The 22,653-nt window shown below is 60.5% G+C and carries 14 protein-coding genes and 1 pseudogene; 6 read left to right on the plus strand and 9 right to left on the minus strand.

Annotated elements, in window-relative coordinates; genetic code table 11:
- Positions 1-22: 22 nt before the first annotated feature.
- Positions 23-1,150, plus strand: a complete 1,128-nt coding sequence (locus ACWPVA_RS18395) for an NAD(P)/FAD-dependent oxidoreductase (RefSeq protein WP_454289050.1) — start codon at positions 23-25, stop codon at positions 1,148-1,150.
- Positions 1,151-1,433: 283 nt separating this feature from the next.
- Here the strand turns inward: ACWPVA_RS18395 and ACWPVA_RS18400 are convergent, their stop codons facing one another.
- The 5 genes from ACWPVA_RS18400 to ACWPVA_RS18420 form a co-directional block, all read right to left on the minus strand.
- Positions 1,434-3,149, minus strand: a complete 1,716-nt coding sequence (locus tag ACWPVA_RS18400) for a GMC oxidoreductase (protein WP_454289051.1) — start codon at positions 3,147-3,149, stop codon at positions 1,434-1,436.
- Between the two features lie 321 nt (positions 3,150-3,470).
- Complete coding sequence (locus ACWPVA_RS18405) at positions 3,471-4,811, minus strand: HlyD family type I secretion periplasmic adaptor subunit (RefSeq protein WP_454289052.1); 1,341 nt, start codon at positions 4,809-4,811, stop codon at positions 3,471-3,473.
- Between the two features lie 11 nt (positions 4,812-4,822).
- A complete protein-coding gene (locus ACWPVA_RS18410; RefSeq protein ID WP_454289053.1) occupies positions 4,823-7,006 on the minus strand; it encodes a type I secretion system permease/ATPase in 2,184 nt (727 codons plus the stop codon).
- Positions 7,007-7,016: 10 nt separating this feature from the next.
- On the minus strand, positions 7,017-8,993 hold the full coding sequence (locus tag ACWPVA_RS18415) for a hypothetical protein (RefSeq protein ID WP_454289054.1): 1,977 nt from the start codon (positions 8,991-8,993) through the stop codon (positions 7,017-7,019).
- A gap of 128 nt (positions 8,994-9,121) precedes the next feature.
- The gene (locus tag ACWPVA_RS18420) at positions 9,122-10,801 is read right to left on the minus strand and encodes a hypothetical protein (protein WP_454289055.1); all 1,680 of its coding nucleotides are present in this window, start codon (positions 10,799-10,801) and stop codon (positions 9,122-9,124) included.
- A gap of 789 nt (positions 10,802-11,590) precedes the next feature.
- Between ACWPVA_RS18420 and ACWPVA_RS18425 the strand changes: the two genes are divergently transcribed.
- From ACWPVA_RS18425 to ACWPVA_RS18445, 5 genes and pseudogenes are all read left to right on the plus strand, one after another.
- On the plus strand, positions 11,591-12,412 hold the full coding sequence (locus ACWPVA_RS18425; RefSeq protein ID WP_454289056.1) for a response regulator transcription factor: 822 nt from the start codon (positions 11,591-11,593) through the stop codon (positions 12,410-12,412).
- Entirely contained in the window at positions 12,405-12,887 is a 483-nt protein-coding gene (locus ACWPVA_RS18430; RefSeq protein ID WP_454289057.1) for a hypothetical protein, read from the plus strand. Before ACWPVA_RS18425 ends, ACWPVA_RS18430 begins: the two co-directional genes overlap by 8 nt.
- 254 nt (positions 12,888-13,141) lie before the next feature.
- Positions 13,142-13,815: pseudogene (locus ACWPVA_RS18435) on the plus strand (sugar transferase).
- A 377-nt stretch (positions 13,816-14,192) separates the two neighbouring features.
- Complete coding sequence (locus ACWPVA_RS18440) at positions 14,193-15,653, plus strand: oligosaccharide flippase family protein (RefSeq protein WP_454289639.1); 1,461 nt, start codon at positions 14,193-14,195, stop codon at positions 15,651-15,653.
- A gap of 37 nt (positions 15,654-15,690) precedes the next feature.
- A complete protein-coding gene (locus tag ACWPVA_RS18445) occupies positions 15,691-16,524 on the plus strand; it encodes a methyltransferase, TIGR04325 family (RefSeq protein ID WP_454289058.1) in 834 nt (277 codons plus the stop codon).
- Positions 16,525-16,538: 14 nt separating this feature from the next.
- Here the strand turns inward: ACWPVA_RS18445 and ACWPVA_RS18450 are convergent, their stop codons facing one another.
- Genes ACWPVA_RS18450 through ACWPVA_RS18465 form a run of 4 tightly spaced genes read right to left on the minus strand, consistent with a single transcriptional unit; the run spans position 16,539 to position 22,358 of the window.
- Positions 16,539-17,831 (minus strand): glycosyltransferase family 4 protein, encoded by a 1,293-nt coding sequence (locus ACWPVA_RS18450; protein ID WP_454289059.1) that lies wholly within the window; start codon positions 17,829-17,831, stop codon positions 16,539-16,541.
- Between the two features lie 3 nt (positions 17,832-17,834).
- Positions 17,835-18,767, minus strand: a complete 933-nt coding sequence (locus tag ACWPVA_RS18455) for a glycosyltransferase family 2 protein (RefSeq protein ID WP_454289060.1) — start codon at positions 18,765-18,767, stop codon at positions 17,835-17,837.
- Positions 18,764-21,052 carry a nucleotide-binding protein gene (locus tag ACWPVA_RS18460; RefSeq protein WP_454289061.1) on the minus strand — a complete coding sequence of 763 codons (2,289 nt, stop codon included), beginning with the start codon at positions 21,050-21,052 and terminating at the stop codon, positions 18,764-18,766. Before ACWPVA_RS18460 ends, ACWPVA_RS18455 begins: the two co-directional genes overlap by 4 nt.
- Before the next feature lie 40 nt (positions 21,053-21,092).
- Positions 21,093-22,358: a polysaccharide biosynthesis/export family protein gene (locus ACWPVA_RS18465; RefSeq protein WP_454289062.1), complete on the minus strand. Its 1,266-nt coding sequence runs from the start codon at positions 22,356-22,358 to the stop codon at positions 21,093-21,095.
- Between the last annotated feature and the right edge of the window lie 295 nt (positions 22,359-22,653).

The following is a 22,653-nucleotide window of genomic DNA, read 5'->3' on the forward strand; positions in this document are numbered from 1 at the left end:
AACAGCGCCGGAGGGAAACGACATGGAGATTTTCGACGTTGCCGTCGTGGGCGGCGGCATCGCCGGTGCATCTTTCGCTTATCGGGTAGCCGGGCATCGTTCGCTCGTGCTGCTCGAGGCGGAAGCACAGGTGGGTTATCATTCGACCGGCCGCTCGGCCGCGGAGTTCTCGCGGCAGTTCCAGAACGAGACGACGGGCCTGCTCGCCGACGCGTCCTATGACTTCCTGGCCAACCCTCCGCAGGGCTTCGCCGAGGTGCCGCTGCTGATCCCGCGCGGCAATCTGGTGATCGCCAGCGAGGAGCGGTTGCCGAAGCTGGATGCCGCCTTCCGCGAAGTGATCGCCACTTCGTCGGAATCGCGACCGGTCTCCATCGAGGAGGCGATCGCCCTGGTGCCGTTCCTCCGGCCCGACTACATGGCGGGTGCCTTCTACGACCCCGCGTGCTGGGACATGGAGGTCGAAAGCATCCTGCAGGGCTATCTCCGTGGCGCGCGCCGCAACGGCGCCGATATCCGAACCGGCTCAACCGTCTCCGCCATCGAGCGGGAGGGCGGGATCTATCGGCTGGAGACGCCGCAAGGCCCGGTCATGGCACGACGGATCGTCAACGCGGCCGGCGCCTGGGCGGATCGGCTGGCTGTGCTCGCCGGGCTGGAGCCGCTTGGCATCGTGCCGCATCGGCGGACAGCGATTACCGTCGATGTGCCGACGGAATACGACCTGGCGCCCATGCCGGGCGTCAACGAGGTCGACGAGGATTTCTATTTCAAGCCGGAAGCCGGCAAGCTGATGGTATCGCCGGCCGATGCGACGCCGAGCGATCCTTGCGACGCCCAGCCGGAGGACATCGACGTCGCCTATGCCGCGCACTTCCTCGAACAGTCGACGACGCTTCCGGTGAAGACCATTTCGCACAAATGGGCGGGACTGCGGTCCTTCACGGCCGACAAGATTCAGGTCGTTGGCTTCGACCGCAAGGATCCGGACTTCTTCTGGCTGGCTGGCCAGGGCGGCAGCGGAATCCTCACCTCGCCGGCGCTGTCCGAATGGGCCGCCGGACTGTTTCTCGACGGTCATCCGCCCGAACATCTCGTTGGCCTCGGTCTTAAACTGGAAGTCTTCTCCGCTGTTAGGCTGGTGAGCTGATCGGTTGTCTTCGTAGGCCTGCAGCGGTGTTTCTCGCCGGCCCTGTCGCTCCTCCAGTCCAAGATGGTTGGCGCTCATAGCCTAGGAGCAGCGCGGTCGAGCGAAAGAGGTTTCCATAATATGCCAGTTGATGCAACGCGCAGTCCGACGATGCCGCGAGAGTTGTTATCACTGTCATTCAAGGCAAAACCTCTCCCAATCCAACATCATCGGTCGCCGCGGTGGCGGGCTGGCGGGATGGTTTTGCAGGTTCATGTGGTGCTGCGCGGCGTGGACCGCTGTTTCAGGGACCTGTCAGTTCCGAATTGAGATGATCGGCGAGCCTGATCGCGAAGGCCAGGATCATTAGTGTCGGGTTGGCATGGCCGCTGGTGGGGAAGACGGATCCACCCGCCACATAGAGGTTAGGCAGGCCATGGACCCTGCAATTCTCATCGACCACCCCTGTCCTCGGACTCGCCGACATCCGTGTCGTGCCGAGCGTGTGCGCCATGTCGATAATGACGATATCCTGCGGCCGTCGTTCAACCGCCCAGTCCTCAAGCGTCGGCGTGGGGAGGGCGGCGCTTGTCAGGGCGGTGCGCGAAAGTTCCGCGATCCGCAGCAGCGTGTGGCGTTCGCTATCGTTGAGGCGCCATTCGGCCCTGGCCAGGGGAACGCCGAAGCGGTCCCTGCGCGAGCTGAGGCTAATCCGGCTGTTGGGGTCTGGGGCCTGTTCACAGATGGCCTCGATCCGCAGGCCGGCCAACTTGTGGGGGAGACCCCGGCTCTGGAACTCGTCGGCAACCATGTTCGGTGAGAGCCTGATCGCGGTATTGACCACGACATCCTTGAAGATCTTCGGTGTTCGCTCGTCGGAGAGGATTCGCATCCCGATTCCCCTGGCAATGAACCCGGAGCCGGCGGCGACCGTCAACAGGTCCCGCCCCGGATTCGTGCTGCGTCGGCGCAACAGTTTCTTGAGCGCGTCCCAAGGATCGTCAGGAGCCCGTTCGGTGGCGAAATAGACGGCAGCATTCAATAGCCCCTCGCGCTCTTGTATCTCCGGCGTGAGCGCCAGACCGTGCATGAACATGTGGGCGCGGCCTTTGTGAGAAACGCCGAAAAAGCCGAATCGCTTGGCCACGCTGGTCATCCGCTCGCTCGAGAACCGTCCGACCCGTGCGGCCGCGTGATCCATCAAATATCGACCGACGACATCGTACTGATTGCCAATGCCTCGCGCATGGACGTCGTTGGACGCCAGAAGGAGTTGGGCGTTCTCGATGCCGCTTGCAGCCAAGACGCACATCTGAGCCTCGATCCGGGCACGCTTGCCGTTGATGCTTGCCACGTCGACGTACGAGAAACGTGATCCGTCGGCGCTGAGACCTATATGCGTAGCCGATGCATCGAGAAGAACATGCGTGTTCTCAGGCCTTTGCGCGAGCAATTCTCTGCCGAAACGCATGACGTCCAACCGATCGATCCGGGAGCGGGCGAACTGCCAATAGAAGGACTGGAGGCCTTCGGTAGCGAAACGGCCGGGCGGAGCCTTGGGGCTGAGGTTCAGGACCTCCATGGCGCGCACGATAGAGGCATCGATCTGGCGGCGATCGACAGGCCAGCCCGAATAGGGCACCCAGGGGCGTGGCTCGAAGTCTATCGTGTCAAACGGGGCGGATTTCCCAGCCCATGCATGCGTCGATCCCCCCAGCGCCCGACAGCGGACGCCGAAAGGCTGTACATCATGGGACCAGAATTCGGCCTGTGAGCCGTGAAACTCCTTGCGCTTGCGAAATTGCGCCTCCGTTCGCGGTTCGCCTGCGCTCTCGATCTCGTTGAGCGCCGAGTGCTCGGAATTCTCGCGTTCGAGCCCGCTTTCGACGATGAGGATCCTCCTGCCGGAGGCGGCGCACTGTGCGGCGATTGTCAGGCCCGCAGGGCCCGCGCCGACAATCACGAGGTCTGCCGCGATGACCGAATTGTCCTCTAGGTCGGCCAGATACTCGATCTTCATTGCCAGTCCGCGCCCCCCGTCGCCAACAGGTCGCAAATCGAAGCCGATTACGATCAGCTTTTCTGATGAATTTCCGATCGTTTGCCAAGGACCGTCAGACGTTGATGTCCTAGCGATTTCAGCTATTGCGGGCTCAACAAAAGGAGTAGTGGCCGGCATCTGCAGCTCGCATGGCTGCGTTTTTCGCACAAGGGTGACAGGCTGCGTCGTCAGGCGGCGCCTGCCAGACCGCGATCAAGTTTCAGGGCCATGTCTGCCATCCGCATGCGCCTGGAGGGCGCGGCCGTGCCGAAGTCCGACCGACGACGACGCGCGGTGCGTTCACTCTTCGGTGAAGGCTCTCGACATGCTGTCCACGACCGGCTTTGCGATGTAGCTGAAGAACGTTCGCTCGTTCGTCTGGATCATCACCTCGGCCGGCATGCCCGGCGTCGGTGCGAAGTTGTGGACCTTCGCAAGCTCTCTCGGTGAGACATTGATACGCGCGAGATAGACGTCGCGGCTCGCCCCACCTGGATTTCGGTCCTGTAACGCGTCTGCCGAGACGTAGAAAACGTTTCCCTTGAGCACCGGCGTCGTTCGCTGGTTGAGCGCAATCAGACGGATGGTGGCTTCCTGACCTACCTTCACGCTGTCGATGTCGTTGCGTGGTACCTGCGTTTCGATGATCAGAGGCACGCCGGCGGGGAGTATCTCGAGAATGGGCTTGCCACTCTCGATGACCCCCCCCGTGGTATGATAGTGAACGCGTATGACAGTGCCGGCGGTCGGTGCGTTGATCGTGGCCCGCGCAAGAATGTTGTCCGCTTCGCGCAGCTGTTCGCGGACGGTGTCTCGTTCGCTCTGTATCGACTGCAGCCGTTCCAGTGCCTCCTCGCGATATGTGCCCTGAGTCCGCAAGATCTCCTTTTGTCCCTTCACCAGTTGGGCTTTCGTTTCCGAGACTTCGGCCTCAAGTCGCCCGATCTGCCCTTCCGCCTCGGCCATGGCTCTTTCGATGGCTCGCACCTCGTTGGCGCGCACCAGTCCCTTGGCCAGCAGGGCCTTCTTGTTTTTGTGCTCCTGTTCAAGCAGTTCCAACTGTCGCACAGTGGCATTGCGTTGGCGGGCATAGCCAACTTCACGAAATTGCAGCGCCTTGATGTTCTGTTCGAGCAGGGAGAGGTCGCCTGAGAGTTTCTGTTGCTGGGCCCGGAAGTTCAGCTTCTGACTGACAACGATCGACCATACGTCGGCGTCCTCCTTGTGGTCCTTCATCAGCTGTGACAGATCGAGGTCTTCGACACCCTCGAACTGCGCTGTCAACCGGGAAGCGGTCACTTCCAACCTCATGCGCCGCAAGAACAACTCCCTTCGTTTAGCTTCTGCTGCGGTCTCGTCGAGATGCACGAGGGGTTGGCCTTCGACGATCTGATCCCCTTCGTTCACGAGAATTTCTTTGATAATACCACCCTCAAGGTGCTGGATGATCTTGTTCTGCCCCGTGGCGACGAAGCTGCCTTGAGAAATGACGGCGGCCACCAAGGGCGCAGTGGCCGCCCAGGTTCCGAACCCTCCGAACGTCACGCCGAGAAGCACCAGGCCGATCGTGGTCTGTTTCCAGATCGACCGCGGCACGTCACTGTACCATTCAATATCGTGGACCTTGGCTATGTCCGTCATATTCGCGGCTCCTATTGCAGTTGATGGCCGAAGGCGCCGCCCTCGATGTTGATTCCGCGGGCTTCCAGGGCTTTCAGCACATCCATTCGCATGCCGAAGAGCGCCACTGTACCGTTGACAAGCAGCAGTATCTTGTCGACGCTATTGAGCAGCGAAGGACGCTGGGTAATGGTGATCATGGTGATCTTCTGCTCCTTGGCGTGTTGCAGGGCCCGAAGGAGCGCGGCGTCGCCCGCACCGTCAAGGTTGGAATTGGGCTCGTCGAGCACGACCAGATGCGGGTCACCGAAGAATGCGCGCGCAAGCGCGATGCGCTGTTTCTGACCGCCGGACAGGGGCGAGCCATCGGATGCGACCATGGTTTCATAGCCATGCGGCAAGGCCGCAATCATTTCGTGCACATCCGCCAGCGATGCCGCCCGGTAGATCTGCTCGTCGGTGGCGTCGGGGCGCATGCGGGCAATGTTATCTTTGATCGTGCCCGGAAAGAGCTGCACGTCTTGAGGCAAGTAGCCGATATTCTCGCCGAATTGTCGCTGGTCCCAGTTGCGCAGGTCCATAAGGTCCAGCCGGACATTCCCTGACGTTGGAAGGATCGAACCAACCAGCATCTTGCCCAGTGTGGTCTTTCCAGCGCCCGAATTTCCGATGACGGCGAGGGAGTCCCCCGGCCGGAGCGCGAAGGAGATGCCGTTGAGCACCACCCGCTTCGTGCCCTGCGGCACGTAGAGCAACCGCTCGACGTCTAGCCGCCCTTCGGGTTTTGGCAGGTTGAGGCGTTCGAAATTGAACGGAGAACTCTTGAGGAGGGCGGAGATTCTTCCGTAGGCTGCGCGCGACTGGCTGTATTGGTTCCATCCCTCAATCGCACCTTCGATTGGCGCAAGTGCGCGGCCGGCGATGATCGAAGAGGCGATGACCATGCCGCCGGTCAACTCGCCTTCGATCGCGAGGTAGGCACCCCAGCCGAGCATCGTCACCTGGGTCAGGAGGCGGGTGCCCTTGGAAATGGCCGCAATGGTTATGTTCCTGTCCTGGGCAATGACTTGCGACTTCAGCGATGTGGCCGTGTCCTTGCCCCATATGTGAACAGCCTCCGGTATCATCGCCAGAGCATTGATGATCTGCGAATTACGCGTCATCGAATCCAGATAAAGATTGGCTCTCACTTGGGCGGTGTTGGCCTCCGCGAAGGGAGCTGCCGTCAGGCGCTGGTTTATCTGCGTCAAGACCAGCAACAGGATGGCCGTCACAACGACGATGAAGCCGAGATGTGGATGAATGAGGAATACCGCGAGCAGGAAGACGGGTGCGATCGGGGCGTCGAGAAACGCCAGCAGTGTTCTGGACACCAGAAATGAGCGGACCTGCTGAAGGTCGCTCAGCATCTGATATTCGCGCCCATTGCTTTGGAGCGATGCACGGGCGGCCGCGCTCAAGATCGGTGCGCCGAGTTGAGCTGCGACTTCCACTGCTGTGCGCATGAGGATGAAACGCCTCAAGGCGTCGAACATCGACTGTAGTATGATGGCTCCGACGATGACGAGCGTCAGCATGATCAAAGTGTCGATCGACCGGCTGGTAAGGACGCGATCCGAAATCTGGAACAGGTAGATCGGTATCGCCAGGACGAGGACATTGCTCGCGAGCGTAAACACCATGACCACGAACAGGTTTTGCCTAACGGCGTTGATGCCAGCCTGAAGGCTTGCATTGAAGTCGACGGGACCCAGCCGCTTGTGAAATGCAGTGCCCGCGTCAGCCGGCCCCTTGCCAATTCGACCCCCGACTGCATCGGCTGTGGCGGGACGCGCCTCCACCGGACTGCAATCGCTTTCTATCGTCTTAATACCCTCCGCCATCTTGATCTGGGGCGCACTGCGCGCTGACGGATCATCGCGCCGATCACCAAGGGGTTCGCTTGCCGGAGCTTCCAAGGTTCGCTGATGCATCGCGCCCACGCTGATGTCATATTGCGGCCGTACGGGATGCGAGGCAGCCGGTTCTGGACGAGGCTCGGTATCGCACGCCGCCTGGGCAGGCGTCTTGGTCGTCAGGAATTCGTCGACCGCCTGTTCCAACATTGCATAGATATCGTCCGCCACTATATCCGGCTTGCGACGCGGGCTTTGGTCGCCTGACCCGAGCTCCACCTGATTGGCGGAGCCCTTGAGGCGTGTGCCGATTTCCAACATGGTTCCCCCTTCAGTATCCAATCATGCCGTTCACGCCGTCGTTTGCATGCCCGTCGTATTCGGCAGGGATGCATCCGGCGAGCTCCGCCGCATGACCCGCCGGGGTCAGCATCGTATCGTCCAGGAAAAGTACCGCCTCATTGACGAGCGCGCCTGCACCGGGAAAGCCAAAGTCCGGATGCTGCGAGATGAATTCGGCCTGATAGAGTGTTTCCTGGGAGTATTGTTCACCGCCCACATAGGTTTTGCCGAGCGAGTCAAGGTCGAGAATGCTGGCGTTGTTCAGAAGCGCGTTGGAACCTGTCAAAACAGACCAGTTCGCACCCAGTTGGGGCGCTATCGCGTCCATGGCGAGTGCAATCTGGTCACTGTCGCCCAGGATGTTGGTCTGACGGATATAGTTCAGGCTGAGCAGGTCTCCGCTGATGTAGAGTACCCGCACTCCCTGGAGCCCGGCGAACGCATCGTCTGAAAGCACATCGCGCGACAGTTCCGCCTTGTCGTCCGCGAAGGCATTGGCCGCGTCGAGATAGCATTGCGGCAGGCTGTCGAACCGGTCTGCTCCACCGATATTGACGATGCTGGCCTGGTTCCACAGCAGGTTGCTGGACGAGGAGATCGTTGCCTCTCCCGTCGTCTGGAACCTGCCGGTCGCACCCACCACGTCATTGTCGAACAGGATGTTCGTCTGGTTGATGATATTGCCGTCGTAGACTGACCCCCCAACGATGATGAGATCATAAGCGAAGCCAAGCTCGAAGGCTGCCACATGGTTCATGCCGAAGTTGTCGCCTGTGACGATGCTCGACGTGCTGCGGGATGCTGAGAAAATCCCGATGTCATTGTCGCTCATGAAGGTGAACTGCTCCAACCAGTTCACGATCATAAGATCTCCTTTGATCTCGGCCACCGACCAGAATGACGGAAACTGACCGGAGGCCGAAGCTTCCTCGTCTGCTGCGTCAATGCGCTCGAAAGTTGCGATATTGAAGAGTTTGTTTTCGCCGTCCTGTAACCACTGTTGCGCGGACGGAGCGACTGCGTCCAAATCCCAAATGGCGTTCGTCTGAATGACCGCGTTTACCTCGATGTGATCACCGACCACCGCAGTGACCGTGCCGCCGGTCCACATGCTTTTCAAAACGGCGTTGTTCACCAGGGTATTTCCGCCAGCCTCGATCTCGACGGAAACATCGATACCTACACTGCCGTCGCCGCTGATCCAGGTGTTCGAGGCGGAGGCATTTTCGACCTCGTTCTCATCGAACGAATAGTGGGCCGCGATATCCGGGGCTTCCTCCACGAGTTCACCATTGACGTAGATGCCATCGATGGTGTCGTTCCTTATGAACTGCTGAACATGTTCGCCTACCCCGGTCGCTCCGTTCAGTTGGTCAATGACGGTCTCGACGACCGAAATGATTTCTTCGGTCGTTCCCGGGCGGTCCAGGTCTCCAAGTGGTGAATGAGCGACGACTTCATGCGCAGCTTCGAGCACATCATCGCTGTCGATCGGGGCCGGATTGAATGTGAGGCCATGTCCGCCCACACTTGCATAGTCATTGTCGGAGAGCACAATGCCCTGGCTGAAGTGATTGGCCAGCGAACCTGGTGGATCGAGCTCGGGCGGAACGAAATTTGTCAGGGAAGGGGTGAAGACGGTGCCAGCGGGCGCTGTCGGATGAATGACCGCCTGAACTGGGTCCACGGAATCGTTGTTGTTGGCCGAAATGCCATCGACTCGACCTGGTTTCCCGTGAGCGGGCCAAAGGTCTGGCGGGGGAGAATGATACCTCAAGCCCGGATCGAAACCGACGAACTCATAAGGTGCCGAGAAGTCCGTAAGGTGCACGGGCGGCGTGTCGAGGTGCTTGCTTGACGTCTCGTATGAGAATTCCCTGTAGCCCTCTCTCATGCGCGCGTCTTCGACGCTCATGTGGAGAAATCCAACGAAGTGGGCTATTTCCTCGGTGATCTTGTCAAGCATGGTGAATGTAGGCCCCCGGTCTCGCCGCCCGCCCATGTTTCATTGTCGGGCGGCTTGAGCGGGCTGCGCAGATCTCTGCGCAGCCCAGTCGCATTGACGCCAGAGTTCATGCGAAATTTCGCAGGAACTCAGACCGCATCGTTGGTGTCTTCGCCAACGACGGTACTGCTGAGATCTCCGCCGACGACCGTCATATCGATCGCATTCTGCTGCAGGTTGGCCCCCAGCACGATCTCCTGGTTGAAGGCGTTGGTGTTGATCAAGCCATCGGCGCTCGCCGCGCTCGTCCCCGTTACGTAGCCATCATCGCCGTTGCCGGAGCCCCACGAACCGCCATCGCCGGCACCGCCATAGCCTGTCGTAGCCGTTCCACCCATTGCGCCTGAACCAGCATCGCCCCCGAGAGCCCAGCCGCCAAAGGCGTCGCCGCCAGTGCCGTCCGCCCAGGCGCCGCTGAGAGCCGCCCCACCTTCACTGCCTTCAGCCCAGCCGTCCCCGCCATAGCTGGCGCCGGTCGACGCGCTACCCGTGGCCGCCGTGCCGCCGATGCCGGCAGCTCCATCGCCACCGTCACCCCCGACACCAAGGCCGATGCCGCCGCCAGCGCCGAAGCCTGTGCCGCCGGCAAGTGCGCCGCCGCCATCACCGCCATCACCGGCATTCGAGGCATTTCCGCCAGCGCCGCCAGCGCCGCCAGCGCCTGCGCCACCACCAGCGCCGCCACTGCTGTTTCCACCGTCGCCGCTCGTGGCGTCACCGCCATTGCTGCCGACAAGGACGGGATTGACGAGGCCGAGGACGGCTCCGACGCCTGCATTGGCTGCGCCGCCGGTCGCATCGCCGGCATTGCCGCCGCCGCCGGCCTGACCGCCATCGGCATCCCCACCGTCGCCGCCGGCGTCACCGTTTCCGGCCGAATTGCTGCCGCCGTTGCTGCCGTCGCCGGCAAAGGCGAGTCCGGCGCCAAGGCCCAGACCGAGGCCAAGGCCTACGCCGAGCCCTTCGGCGCCATTGCCTCCGCGACCGCCTTCCCCGGTGCCGCCGGTGGCGGACCCACTCGCGGCATTACCGGAGGCGCCATTTCCACCCGTCGCAGCGCCGCCTTCACCAGTCCCGCCAGCAGCCATGCTGCCCGCCAAACCGCCGAAACCGGAGCCGGCGAATCCCGAACCGCCGATAGCACCGCCACCGATGCCGCCGGCACCGCCATCGGCATCCGCGCCATTGCCGCCGTCGCCACCGCCGCCGCCGCCGCTGATGCCTTCATCGGCGTGTGCGTTGCCGCCGCTTGCCGTGGCATTTAGCGTGAACTCGCCTTCGTTGGTGACCTGGGCATTGTCCAGCCGGTCATTGTCCTGAAGGTTTGCGATCTGGTTGAAAACGTTTCCGACGTTGTTGCCATCACCGTTCAGCGCGTCGTTCAGAACGTTGTCGAACTGGACGTTGAACATGCCGTCGATCGAACTGCCGCCGCTCACGTCGATATCTGCGAAGTCATCGTCGTTGGGCATATAGCCTTCGAGCCCGACATCAACCGTGACACCGACGTCGACGGACGAGGTGTTATTGTTGATATTCTCGCTGGCGTTGAGATTCAGGTTGCCGTTGCCGTTGCCATTCAGGTTGCCATTGCCGTTGGCGTTCGCGGACTCGCTATGCTGGGATTGGTCCTGATCAGAATGTTGGTCCTGATCAGAATGTTGGCCCTGCTCAGAATGTTGGCCCTGCTCTTGGCCCTGCTCTTGGCCTTGCTCCTGAGCCTGGTCGTCGCCGAAGAGATCATAGTAGTAGTTGGATTTGCCCGACATAGTCGTGGACCTCCGGTTCTAGTTCCGCGACAGCTTGACCGTCATTCATCTTCTGTACGGTCTTGGCCAGGCGGAAGGTTGATCTTGATGCTTCACGTCGAAAGCGGACGGAAATCGCAGGTCCGCTTATTCCTGCGTCCATTGCCTGCTCTGAAAATCGTGTCCTCCCCTGTGTGCCGTTGAAGGCTCGCTTGCCGCCGACTGCTTCACGCGGGCCGCGTCGGACCCAAATGCAGCCGACCTGATCGAAGCGGCGGGAGAAGTGTCTGCGTCTTGTACGGGGAAGATAAGCTGATAAATGGAGCTAGTTCCGATGCACGGGACTAGTCCACCGGCAGCGCCGCGCAGCTCCGTGACGGTGTTTGCGGCGGCTGGCGCGGACGCGCATCGAAGCGGGGATCTCGATGTCTGCGGGGCCGCCAGCGCTGCGACAATGCCGGGACTTTGAGCGCGAGGCGGACCGCGTCTCCGGCTCATGTAACGGGACCGCGGGATGATGACAGGACGGATCGTCCGAACCAGATTAGGGCGCCGGTCGCCAAAAGAGGTAGCTGGCATTCGCGACCGTCGTCTTATTGTGTAGCTGATCCTTACCTGAACCTTCGCCTTTAATTTCTTATTATTTGTCATGGGGATAACGCGGCCGCACACGTTGTCGAGCCTCGCCGTCAGTAGCTCCTTCGGACTATTTCCATCCGAGGTTTCTTGGACTACCGTTTTCCAAAAGAGAGAGCGGAGAGGTATCTACTAGCGCACTCCGCGATGCCAGATCCGGGGAGGCTTGCTAGAATGGAACAGGTAGCGCTTCACGTACAACGCGACGGCGCGGATTGGGCGGCGTCCTCGGAGACCATTCCCGATATGCGCACGCTGCTGTTCGTCGGCCCTTCGAATCTCATGTCCGGAGCCATGGCGGCGGCCATAGAGAAGGAGTTCCCCTGTCTAAGGGTGGAGCGTGCTGCCAGCTTGAGAGCCGCGCTGGACGAATTCGAGATACCCCTGCGCCTTCTGTTGGTAGATCTGCATCTCGCAAACGAGCTGAGCAGTCTCGGCGGCGAGGTGCTGAGACGCCATCCAACCAGCGCCTTCGCCATCGTCACCGACAGCGATTTGAGAGGAAGCGCCGAGCGTTTCCATGCGATCGATACGCGCATCGTCCGCGGCGTCCTACCGATGAATGTCAGCCTCGACGTTCTTCTATCGATGCTGAGGATCATCCTGAGGGGCGGAACATACTTTGCATCCATCGTCTATAGTAACCAGGAGAACCTGTCGGCGCAGACCAATGGCGTTGATCTGCTCGCTGAGCCGAAGGCCCAGCTGGCGAAAACTGACCATGGCAAGACAATTCAGCAACTCACGAAACGCGAGAACGAGATTCTCGCCCGCATCGCGCTTGGAAACCAGAACAAGATCATAGCGGCGGCCTTGGGATTGTCCGAGCACACCGTGAAGATTCACATTCACAACATCATTACCAAGCTTGGCGTCCACAACCGTACCGAAGCCGTCGCACTCTATTTCGATCACAAGAACAAGAATGTCGGCGATGCGCTGCTGGAGGCACCCATCGGTTCGGAAGGCGGGGCTGCGCAGTGCGACAATGGCTAGGTTTCAAGATGTCCTCCTCCTGCTCGGACAGTTGAACTATACTTGGACGAACACAGAGAGCCTTCTCATTCACATGATCGCCGGGCTCGCCGTGTCTGACAAGGAGACGGCGATCGTCATCTTCCTTACGCTCAACACGCCGCGCGCGCGCATCGATCTGGTGGAGCGCCTGGCGAAGATGCAAAAGACGCCTCCGCAATGCCGAGCCGAAGTTCTTGATGCCACAAAGCGCCTTTCGGAGGAGGCCAGGCTGCGCAACAAGTACAATCATTGTATCTATTCCTTCGATCCGGACAGCGGCCGGGGGATCACCCAGTCGATGCGGATCTTCGAGGGCCGGGACGACATAAAGTACGGCAAAATCGAAGAGCTTGACGATCGGGAAGTCGAACGCATCAGGCAGAGCATCAGAACCCTGGTGAAGATAAACCAGAACTTCTGGCGGATTACCGAGAAATACGGGTTTCCCCGATAGCCTGCCAACGCCGGTTCGTTCACACGGACGAGCCTTGGTGCTCAGGCAGTTTTGACATTCCACACCCCCCAACACTAGCCAGAGAAGCGAACGCGACTCCAGGAGGACCGCCAAGGTCGAAATCGGCTGTTCGCTAGTCTGGCGATCAAACAGGCAGGATGAAGCTACCTCCTTTGAACTAGGGCCTGCCCATCTATTGAAATTGTAATTCGCGGCATGGACGGGCAGCCTCGGTGATCTGGGAGGTAAGAGAAATGTTCTTGATTTCCGACAACGTTTCACAACATCGCAGCACTGTCAGGTCGGCAGGGATTGGCAAACGCCATCGCGGCAAACGCGTCTTCGACATCTTCTTCTCGCTGGCCGCGCTGATATTCCTTGCCCCTGCCCTGGCTTTGATCGCCGTGGCCCTCCTGATTGTCGATGGCAGGCCGATCATCTACCGCCATGAGCGTATCGGCAGAAACGGACAGCCGTTCGCCTGCCTCAAATTCCGTACGATGCGGAAGGACGCTGACAGGGCGCTGGCGGAATTGCTGGAGCGCGAGCCGGCCAGGTTGGCGGAATGGACGCGGACGCAGAAGCTCATGGACGACCCCCGGGTGCACAGGCTCGGCAGATATCTGCGCATAAGCAGTGCCGACGACTTCCCCAGCTCATCAACGTCCTCAAGGGGGCGATGAGCGTCGTCGGGCCGCGGCCGATCGTGCTGGAAGAGCTGAACCGCTACGGGCCCCATGTGAGCTGCTACCTGGCAATGACGCCGGGGATCACAGGGCTCTGGCAGATCTCGCGGAGCAAGAACGCTTGTTACGAAGAACGCGTTCACCTCGATGTCGAGTATTTCCACAAGCGTTCTCTGGCAAGGGATCTCGCAATCATCTGGAAGACCTTCGGGGTCGTCTTCTTTGCGCAGAACGAAAAATGACGCCGATCATCAAATCAACCAGGTGATCAAGACGATCCAGAAGACGAGGCTGCCGAGAATGACGAGCCACCGCAGTATAAACTTGGCATTCCAGACTGCGCGATGGCGCATGGAAAACTTCCCCTGGGTTTCCTCGTCCCCGGCGCAAATCCGGCTCGGTGCTGAGGACCTTCCGGCTTCGCATCATGGCCGCCCGACATGTGCAACCACTCATTTGAGATAGTACGCAAATGTGCGCAGAATTTGATCCGGAAGGCGAGTCGCTCCGGAAAACACGCTCAGTAGCCGAGGTGAATGGAGAGACTGGTGGGCGGACGTCACGCCGCTCCTTCTCTGTAGGGCTGACCGAAAGCTGGAGGCGGTTACGCTTGGCGCTTGTGTCGCCGTCACTCGTGAAGTCTGCGATCTGGACGTTCAGCGCCAAGGGCTTTTCCCAGCTTGCGCAGCTGGTAGCGTTCATCGTGGCCGCCTGGGTTCTCAGTTCTGCCGAGTTCGGTCTTTTCGCCTACAGCGCAGCGTTTGCTGTTCTCCTCGTCATCTTCGCCGAGGGGGGGTGGGGCGAATTCGTCATGAAAACGCAAAGTGACCCTGATCGGCTGGATCAGGTTGCCAGCGTTTCCATCTTGGCGGGCTTGCTTTCGATGACGCTCGGATTGTGCGGCGCGGCTGTCATCGGCCTCTATTTCGGAAGGAATCAGGAGGCGGTGCTTGTCGCGCTGTTCAGCATTTGGCTTCTGCCGGCCTCTCTTGTCGTCGTCTACGAGGGAATCATGATTGCCGCGGGGCGGTTGCGCGCGCACGCGGCCATCAGGATCGTCGCCGATGCCTGCGGTCTGGGTGTGACGGTTGCAGGGCTGCTGGCGGGATGGGGCGTATTCGCCCTCGTTGCGGGCCGATTGGCGATGCAGGTGATGATGTTGGCGGCCTGCATGGCCGTGGTGCGCTGGTTCCCCAGACCGCGCCTGACGCGGCCGCTGCTTGGGGAATTGTTGGAATTCTCGTGTCACATCGTCTCTAACCGTCTCATCATCTTCGTGCGCTCCTATTCGGGAACGCTTGCCGTGGGGAGTTTCCTTGGTCTTGCAGAAGCGGGTTATTATCGCGCCGCCGAACGGATCGTTGCTGCGTTCTCCGAGATGATCGGGGAACCGGTCCGGATGCTGGGCTGGGTCGTACTGCGGCGGGTGGCCAATCTGTCTGGGCCGGATCGCGGGATTTCGAAAGAGATAGGCACGGCTGCGACGGGGTTCATAGTCTGCGCGATGGCAGTCTCAGTGCCGGTCTATGTCGGCCTGGCATTGATGTCCGGTAGTCTGGTCCACATCGTGCTTGGTGACGCCTGGGCGCCAGCGGCCATTCTCGTTACTTTACTGTCGGTCAAGCAGATCCTCCTCGTTCCGGGCTATCTCACCGAGCCACTGCTTTCGCTTTCCGGAACGATAAGGAAGATGCCCCCCGCAATCGTCACCAACAGCGCGTTGTCCCTGCTGTTCATCCTGGCGCTCGCGCCCTTCGGGATGCTCGCTGCGGCGATCGGACAATGCGCCGCCGCAGTCCTGTCCTTTATCATCAACGTACGTTTGCAGACCCGTTACGGCGCCGCGGATTGGGCCGGTGTGTTACGTCGATGCGTCCATCCCCTGTTCAGTGTAGCCGCAATGGTGGTTGTCGTCGCTCTCATTGGGGACATTGCCGATGCGTCCGCGACGAGTGGCCTTGCGGTCAATGCTCTCCAGGTACTGATGGGAAGTTCAGTCTATGTCGTGACCTTGGCCACCCTGCAGAGACTGAGCGGAAATTCGACGCCGATCTTCGCGTTTGCCCACCGCCCGACGTGAAAGCATCAAAGCCAAGAACCTGCATAGGAGGAACAACATGTACGCTTCTGCCGACTTGGAAAGAATGACGCGATCCCTGCTAAAAAGCTCGATGGCAGGACTTGGCCAATCGCTTTTACCCTTGCGCGTCATGAGGGGCCGGCTGCGCTACCTGACGCCGTTTTCACGCCGTTTCACCGGCGCATATTCCTCGTTTGAGGAAGCTGCCGTCGCGGCCGCTGGAAGAGGCTCCTTGGTCGGCTTCGATCACGAGGAGATTGCGACTTTTGCCTTCGAGCAGATGTGCAGGGTTATGCCCTGGGATTATCCGGTCCTCTTTTGGCTAAGGACGCTTCTGGATGAGATCGATACACTCGTCGACGCGGGTGGCCATATGGGTACGAAGTACCGAGCGTTCCTGAATCTGCTGCCGCCCGAGGCCGGGTTCTCCTGGGTTGTCTACGACGTGCCTGCCATTGTTGCCGCAGGCCGTGAAAGAGCATCAAGGGATGGCCTTGATCGACTGTCGTTCGTCGATCGCCTCGAGGACGTAGCCTCTGCGTCCACATTTCTCGGCTCTGGCCTGCTGCAGTATTTGGACATCCCGCTGTCGTCATTGCTCCAGCGCCTGCAATCACCACCCCGCCATCTTCTTCTCAACAAGGTTGCGTTTCGCCGAGGCGGTCCCGTCGTCACCCTGGAGCGCGCCGGGCGAGCCTATATTCCCTATCAAATGCGTGACGAACAGGCATTTTTGTCCGACCTGGCCTCGATGGGATATGAGGTTGTCGACCGCTGGACGATCAAGGAGCTATCGCATGTCATAGATACGCACCCCGAGCTTGGTCCGAGCGAAAGCGCGGGCTTTTACCTTCGTCGGGAAGGCGCGTGATCTCGGGCAAATTTTCAGTAGAACAACGGTGCGCCGCCGATAGTGCCATCGGTCGCAAGGGGCTTAGTGAGGAACCCCGCTGCAGCCCGCTCCAGCACGCGCTCGTAAAGATCCATCAGTTCTTCACCCCAGGATGCCTCGGTATGAGCCATCGTTGGCGCTGCCTGCAGACAGCGGGCGCTCATGCGCCTGACCAGTTCATCGTCGCTCGCCATGATGCGTAGCGCGTCGGCAAAACCTTCGCCATCACCGGAGTGGAACACCAATCCGCAGCCGCGTGAAGCGATCTCGCTTCCGAGGAGGGCGGAATCCGGCATGATGACGGGTATTCCGCTGGAAACGGCTTCCAGCGCCGCCAGCCCGAACGGCTCTGGAACGCGCGACGAGAAGACGACGGCGCGGGCATCCTTGACGATCGAGCGCAAGTGGCTTCGGTCCTGCCATCCGTGCAGCACGACCTCGGGATAGTGTTGCTCGAGCATCTGGCGTCCCGCTCCGTCCCCGATCACGTGAAGCGTAACGTTGGCAAGGCGGGCGGCTTTTGCCACGTCGTCGAAGCCCTTTTCCGGCTCCAGCCTGCCGATGAAGAAGAACTTCCTGTTTTGCCACGGTGAACCGGGCTCCGTCAGGAAGGGCTGCACGGGATTACGGATCGTGTCTATGTACTTCCCATTCAGCTGCGCGCGCGCGAAATACTCGCGCATCCGTTCGTGAACAATGACGATGTTGGCGGGCATGTCGCGGGTGGTGTAGAAGTTCTCGCGGAGCATATGCCGCGCTGAACGCCAGAGCTTCTCGTGGTAACCACGCTTGTCACACTGGGTGGTGAGGCATTGCATGGACATGGGTCGCAGTCGGCATACCTCATGGGAGCGATAGTTCGCGAAACCTCCGTTGGGGCATGCCAGAAAATAGTCGTGCGCGTGGAGAATCGTTCTTTGTCGCACCGAGGCCAAAGCCCGGAAGATAGAGGGGGATAGAATCTTCGACCAGCCGTGCACGTGATAGATCGTCGATGGCGTATCCTTCGCCAGGACGAGATCACGCAGGGCGGTATAGGCTCGCGCATTGTAGATACCGCTGGCCAATGCCGCCAGCCTGCCCTGATCAACGAGGGGCATGCCGCCAAGATTGATTGTATCGGCGACAGGCTTTTCGCTAGGCGCGAGGTCGCCCGCGAAATAGGTCACCCCGACACCGACATCTTCAAGCATTTTCGCCGAAAGGACCGCCAGGTTCGATGCTCCACCGACGCGGCTCGAACGGTCGTTGATGATGACAACGTGCGCGAGGTGCCGGTCCGCCATGACCTAGTCCATATTCTCGATATTGCGAGGAGCCAGGTGGCCTAGCATGAGATCCGCAAGCGCGCGGAAATTTCCCCTGACGCGCCCCTTGCGATCGACCCATGGTTCGGGCCGCCAGACTTTTACGGTGTTGGCTATGACATTGCGTGCCACCTGCAGGCCGGCATGGTGGACCGTCATGGTTCCCTTACGCACGAGGTAGACCGGATTTGCAATTTGCGAGTAGCCGAACCGCGTGCCGGAGGTGCGTCCGACCTTCGTCCCGAGATGCACGCCTTTCAGCCTGGTGGACTTGACCACGCGGCCATAGCGCGCCGCCATGCGGCTGAAGTCGAGGTCTTCCAGCCAGCCGTAGAGCGGCAGCGCTTCGTCGAAGCGCAGGTTGCCGCAGTCGACGGCAGACATCCGCACGGCCATATTGCATCCGTAGCCGCAATAGACGCTGCGCAACGGATCCGGGTCATAGTCCGCCGACAGCTGTGCGGTCTCCAGCCTGGTGGTCCCTTCCTGAACGGAAATGCCAGGCCCGGTAATGCCGTCGGCGATCACGGTTCCGGTCGCAATCACGACGTTGGAGTGTTCCGCAAAGAGTTGCTCGACCTGTTCCAAGTAGGACGGGGCCATCAGAAAGTCGTCGTCGAGGAAGATGACGACATCCGCTTGCGAAACGTTATCGAGGATGCGATTGCGCTGGCAGCAGCTGCCGCGCGGTGACATCAAGACGCGGGAGGGACACGTGAGATCCGCCAGGCCGCTCTGGTCGATATCGTCCGTGGACCAGACGCACACGACGACCTCATCAGGCTGCCGGGCCTGGCAGGCGAGATGGCGAAGCGTCGTCGCCAGGATTTCCCGTCTCCCCGTGCTCGCTATCCCAACCACGAGATGGAGCGCGCCAGCCGATGTGGTCCGCTTGTGCGCGCCGGAGACGTTCATCCCCGGGCTCCGGCGCGAACAGTGACCTTGAACCAGTCTTCGGCGTCGCTGCGATTGGCGATGACGCCCAGAAGAGCAAGCCGCGACCGGCCGAACGAGGCCAGCGCGTCGGCAAGGCGTTCGATCGTCATCTTGTTCGAGTTTCCGAGCACCAGGATGACTCCGTCGAGATAAGTGCAGATCGTGCGCGTGTCGGCCGAGTTCTCGAAACCGGACATGTCGACGATGATAACCTTGTACCGTTTGCGCTGTTTGTCGATGGTCTCCTTAAGAGCCGGAAGATGGCCGTATCGCTGATGGGACGCAGCGATCTGCCTCGTCTGGTCAGTGGTCAGTAGGGGAACCGGTATCGTGCCCGCATGGTCGGACGGCATCTCGTCGCAAGGACGCACTATTTGCAGTTCGTTTCGCGCGGTCACGCCGTCGGGTTTCACGAGGTCAACTGGCTGCAATCCAAGTTCCGAAGCCGAATTGGCGGCCAGACGGCTCAGTCGTGCGCTGACGAAATCAGCGTCGATGAGAAGAACGGATTGGCCTTCGTTCTGATAGAGCTGTGCAAGATTGGTCGCGATCGTCGTCTTGCCTTCCCCCGAGCCGACTGACGTGATCCCGACCACCATCGAGCCGTTGGGGGGCAGGACTGCGTCGAGTGAGTTCTTGACGCTGCGCAGAGCTTCGGAGAAGCGGGAGTAAGGCGAGTCCAGCACGGAACGCAGCGGTTGCACCGGCTCCGGCAGGGGGCGGGTCCCCTTGCCGGGATGCGGCGCCGGCCGATAGACCGGAATACGTCCAAGCGATGCAATTCCGAGTTCCCGCTCGAGGCGTGTGCTCGAGCTGGTCCGGCGGTCGAGACCGCTGCGCACGACGGCGACCAGCAGACCACTCGCAAGGCCAAGCATCGCCGAGAAGGGCAGGATGATCGAGGTCTTCGGCCAGGTTTTTCCGAAGGGCGCCGTTGCCGCCGTGACGACACGGGCCTGAGCCGAGGGAAAGGAAAGCGTCTGCAACGTGCCGGACAGCTGCTGCAAAATGCTCTCATAGAGGCGACGATAGGTGTTGGATTTACTCTCCATTTCGCCAAGTTCGACGCGCGAGAGGTTCTTGTCCTCCCCGGTCCGGCTTGCGACTGCAAACTGCTCTTCAACGAGCCTTTCACGCGTGCGGGCTACTTCGAGATCAGCGCGGGAAACGGACGCGATCCGTCGCAGCTCGGCCCCGACCTCTGCCTCCAAACGATCGATTTCGGCCTGGGCTGAGGCGATCGCCGGATTTCCGTGGCTGTAGCGGCCCCTCAGTCCCTCGAGCCGGGTGCGGGCCGTGCGGATGTCCTCGCGAAGCTTCTGGAGCTGGGCGTTGTCGGCGATTTCTTCAAGGTTTCCCTCGATGGCCGTGTCCCCCAGAATCATTCTCGTCAGGATCGTCAGTCTGGCGGATTCCGCAGCCGTCGTGGCCTTTGCGGCAAGCAACTGGTTGCTGATCTCCGAGAGTTGCTGCTGGTCGAGTGTCGAGGTGCTCCCGACTGCGGTGATGCCATGACGGTTGCGGAATTCCTCTGCCGCGATGGCAGCTTCTCTCGCCTTGACGGCGACCTCGGTCAGCCGGCCCTCGAGCCATGCCGCGGCGCGCTTTGCCGCCTCCGCACGCTCGTTGATGCCATTGCGAATATAGGCCTCTGCGAGAGCGTTTGCGGTCGTGGCTGCCTTTTGCGGGTTGTTGGAGCTATAGCCGATCTGGAGCACGTAGGACTGGCCCACGCGATGGACGGTGACGCGCGAAAGGAAGCTGCCCATCACGCGCCTCAATTGTTCCTCTTCGCTGAGTTCTGTCGCATCGTCCGGCGTGGCTCCGGATACCATGTCGACGGTCGAAGCCAGGAGGCCCATGATCATGGATCGGAATGAACTGGTGTTGACGAGTTCAGGGTCGTTAATCAGATCGAGCCGTCGGATCACGTCCAGCGCGATTGCCTCGGATTTGACGATCTCGACCTGACTCGCGATTTCGGCTGCCTCGATGATGACGGTGCCGCTGGACACGTCCTGCGAGATGACGCGCCCCTGTTCCGGATCCATAACCAGTCGTGTCGTGGCCTGGTATATTGGCTGGGCGTTCATAAGATAGGTGCTGCCCAGCACAACACCCGCGAGCGTGAATGCCCCGATAATGAGTGCGTTTCGGCGAAGGAACGAGAATACGTCCAGAAAGGATATATACTCCTTCGCGTTGGTTCCTCTTCGCTCGGACTGCGGACCGACCGATATATTTGCGAACTCGTGCAAACCCATTTTCGTCCCCCCTTAATTTTCTGGCTGCCAGAGCGTCGGTCTACCGCGGTGGTCCCGAGTTGGCAGAGACCTGCAACGGGTTCGCGATTCCGGCGGAAATGTCGTAACTCACGCTGAGCACGTCACCGGGCTCGAGCATTGCCGCCTGATGGACCTTGAATGGCGAGCGCAAATCGCCCTTGCGCGACAACCAGTATTCGACCGGCTGCAATTCCATGGTTTTCAGTGCCAAGTATTGCGACAGTGATGCCCCAGTCGCCTCCAGGAGCTGCATTGTCGTGACACGTTTCAGCTTTGTGTCTTCGATCTCGGCCTCGACGAGTTGCAGGTCGCGCCCCGCTTCCGTCCGGTACTGGCCCTGAAGGGTGAGGGAATCGCGCTTCGTTTCGCTGACCTTCTGGCGGGCACGCATGGCGGCCACCACCAGATCCAGCTTGTTGCTGCTCAGGTCGGCCACTACCCTTTCGAGGGAGGTTTCGCGGGATTTCGCCAAGGTTCCTTTGCCAACCAGTGAGGAAATGTTGGAAAGCTCCTGCTGCGCAATCGCAATCTGGCGGTCCTGAACGGCCGTCTTTTCCTCCAGAACCTTGATCTCATTTTCGAGGAGGGCTTGCAGCTCGTCGAGAAAATCCAGTTGGCGCTTTAGCGCCTCCGCCCTGGCGGCAAAAAGGCTCAACTCGCGCTGAACGATCTGCTGGATGGCGGTGTCTTCAGCTTGCGCCGAAAGCTCCGGAGGCATTTTCACGGCGGAAGCGCTGCTCGCTTCGGCCGCCAGCCGCGCCCGTCGTGCCAAGAGCTGCTTCAGCAGGAGATCACTGCGGTTCAGCTCGCCCAAGTAACGGATCTGTTCCAGCTCCGAATAGCCCAGCGGGTTCGTTCCGCGCTGGCGCCCGCCGGCCATCGCCACCGCCTGCATCACGGTCAGCCCGGGGCGATATTCCTGTTCACCGGGTCGGTCGACGACGCCGGTGACGTAGATTCCCGGATATTTGATCACCTCAACTGTAGCCGTAGGCGCCTGGGCAAGGCCTGTTTTCGTCTTCAACAGCCTCGCGATCCGATCCGCCACTTTTGCGGTCGTGTCGTCCACGACGACAATCTCGCCGATCAGCGGCACCGAGATCGTTCCCGTGGGAGAAACAAGGTACTCGCCATTCAAAGCGCTCCACTCCTTGTATTCGCCCGTGGTTGCGACCCATTCCACAATCATGACCTTCAGGCGCGTTTGAGGACGAAGCAGATAGCTGTCGCTCGCACCGGCCGAAGTGGCGCTGCCAAGGGCGATGAGCCCAGTGAGTGTCAGCAAGGTGCACCAAAAGATCGCTCCTGGGTAACCGGAGGGCCGTGGTCTTCTTCGATGAGAGTAGAATGGCATCGGTCTGGTCCCGCGTGACTTTTGTTCATGAAATGCGATCGTTCCTCAGTTCGCCGAGGTTCGTATGAACGGCAATCATCGACCGAATTCCGAAGGAGTAAATTCCCTGTCCGTGAGTGCGAGCTAGTCCCTTTTGGGGAGGCCGTCTAAACCGCCACTCCGATTGGATGAGCCTTTCTGCCCCATCGCCGGTGATCACACCTTTCCCGGCGCGAATTGCGGTTGC

The sequence above is a fragment of the Rhizobium arsenicireducens genome (genome assembly GCF_964021225.1).

Coding starts and splice junctions, on each gene's coding strand:
- ACWPVA_RS18395 (WP_454289050.1), top strand. CDS start 23: ATGGAGATTTTCGACGTTGCCGTCGTGGGCGGCGGCATCGCCGGTGCA.
- ACWPVA_RS18400 (WP_454289051.1), bottom strand. CDS start 3,149: ATGAAGATCGAGTATCTGGCCGACCTAGAGGACAATTCGGTCATCGCG.
- ACWPVA_RS18405 (WP_454289052.1), bottom strand. CDS start 4,811: ATGACGGACATAGCCAAGGTCCACGATATTGAATGGTACAGTGACGTG.
- ACWPVA_RS18410 (WP_454289053.1), bottom strand. CDS start 7,006: ATGTTGGAAATCGGCACACGCCTCAAGGGCTCCGCCAATCAGGTGGAG.
- ACWPVA_RS18415 (WP_454289054.1), bottom strand. CDS start 8,993: ATGCTTGACAAGATCACCGAGGAAATAGCCCACTTCGTTGGATTTCTC.
- ACWPVA_RS18420 (WP_454289055.1), bottom strand. CDS start 10,801: ATGTCGGGCAAATCCAACTACTACTATGATCTCTTCGGCGACGACCAG.
- ACWPVA_RS18425 (WP_454289056.1), top strand. CDS start 11,591: ATGGAACAGGTAGCGCTTCACGTACAACGCGACGGCGCGGATTGGGCG.
- ACWPVA_RS18430 (WP_454289057.1), top strand. CDS start 12,405: ATGGCTAGGTTTCAAGATGTCCTCCTCCTGCTCGGACAGTTGAACTAT.
- ACWPVA_RS18445 (WP_454289058.1), top strand. CDS start 15,691: ATGTACGCTTCTGCCGACTTGGAAAGAATGACGCGATCCCTGCTAAAA.
- ACWPVA_RS18450 (WP_454289059.1), bottom strand. CDS start 17,831: ATGGCGGACCGGCACCTCGCGCACGTTGTCATCATCAACGACCGTTCG.
- ACWPVA_RS18455 (WP_454289060.1), bottom strand. CDS start 18,767: ATGAACGTCTCCGGCGCGCACAAGCGGACCACATCGGCTGGCGCGCTC.
- ACWPVA_RS18460 (WP_454289061.1), bottom strand. CDS start 21,052: ATGGGTTTGCACGAGTTCGCAAATATATCGGTCGGTCCGCAGTCCGAG.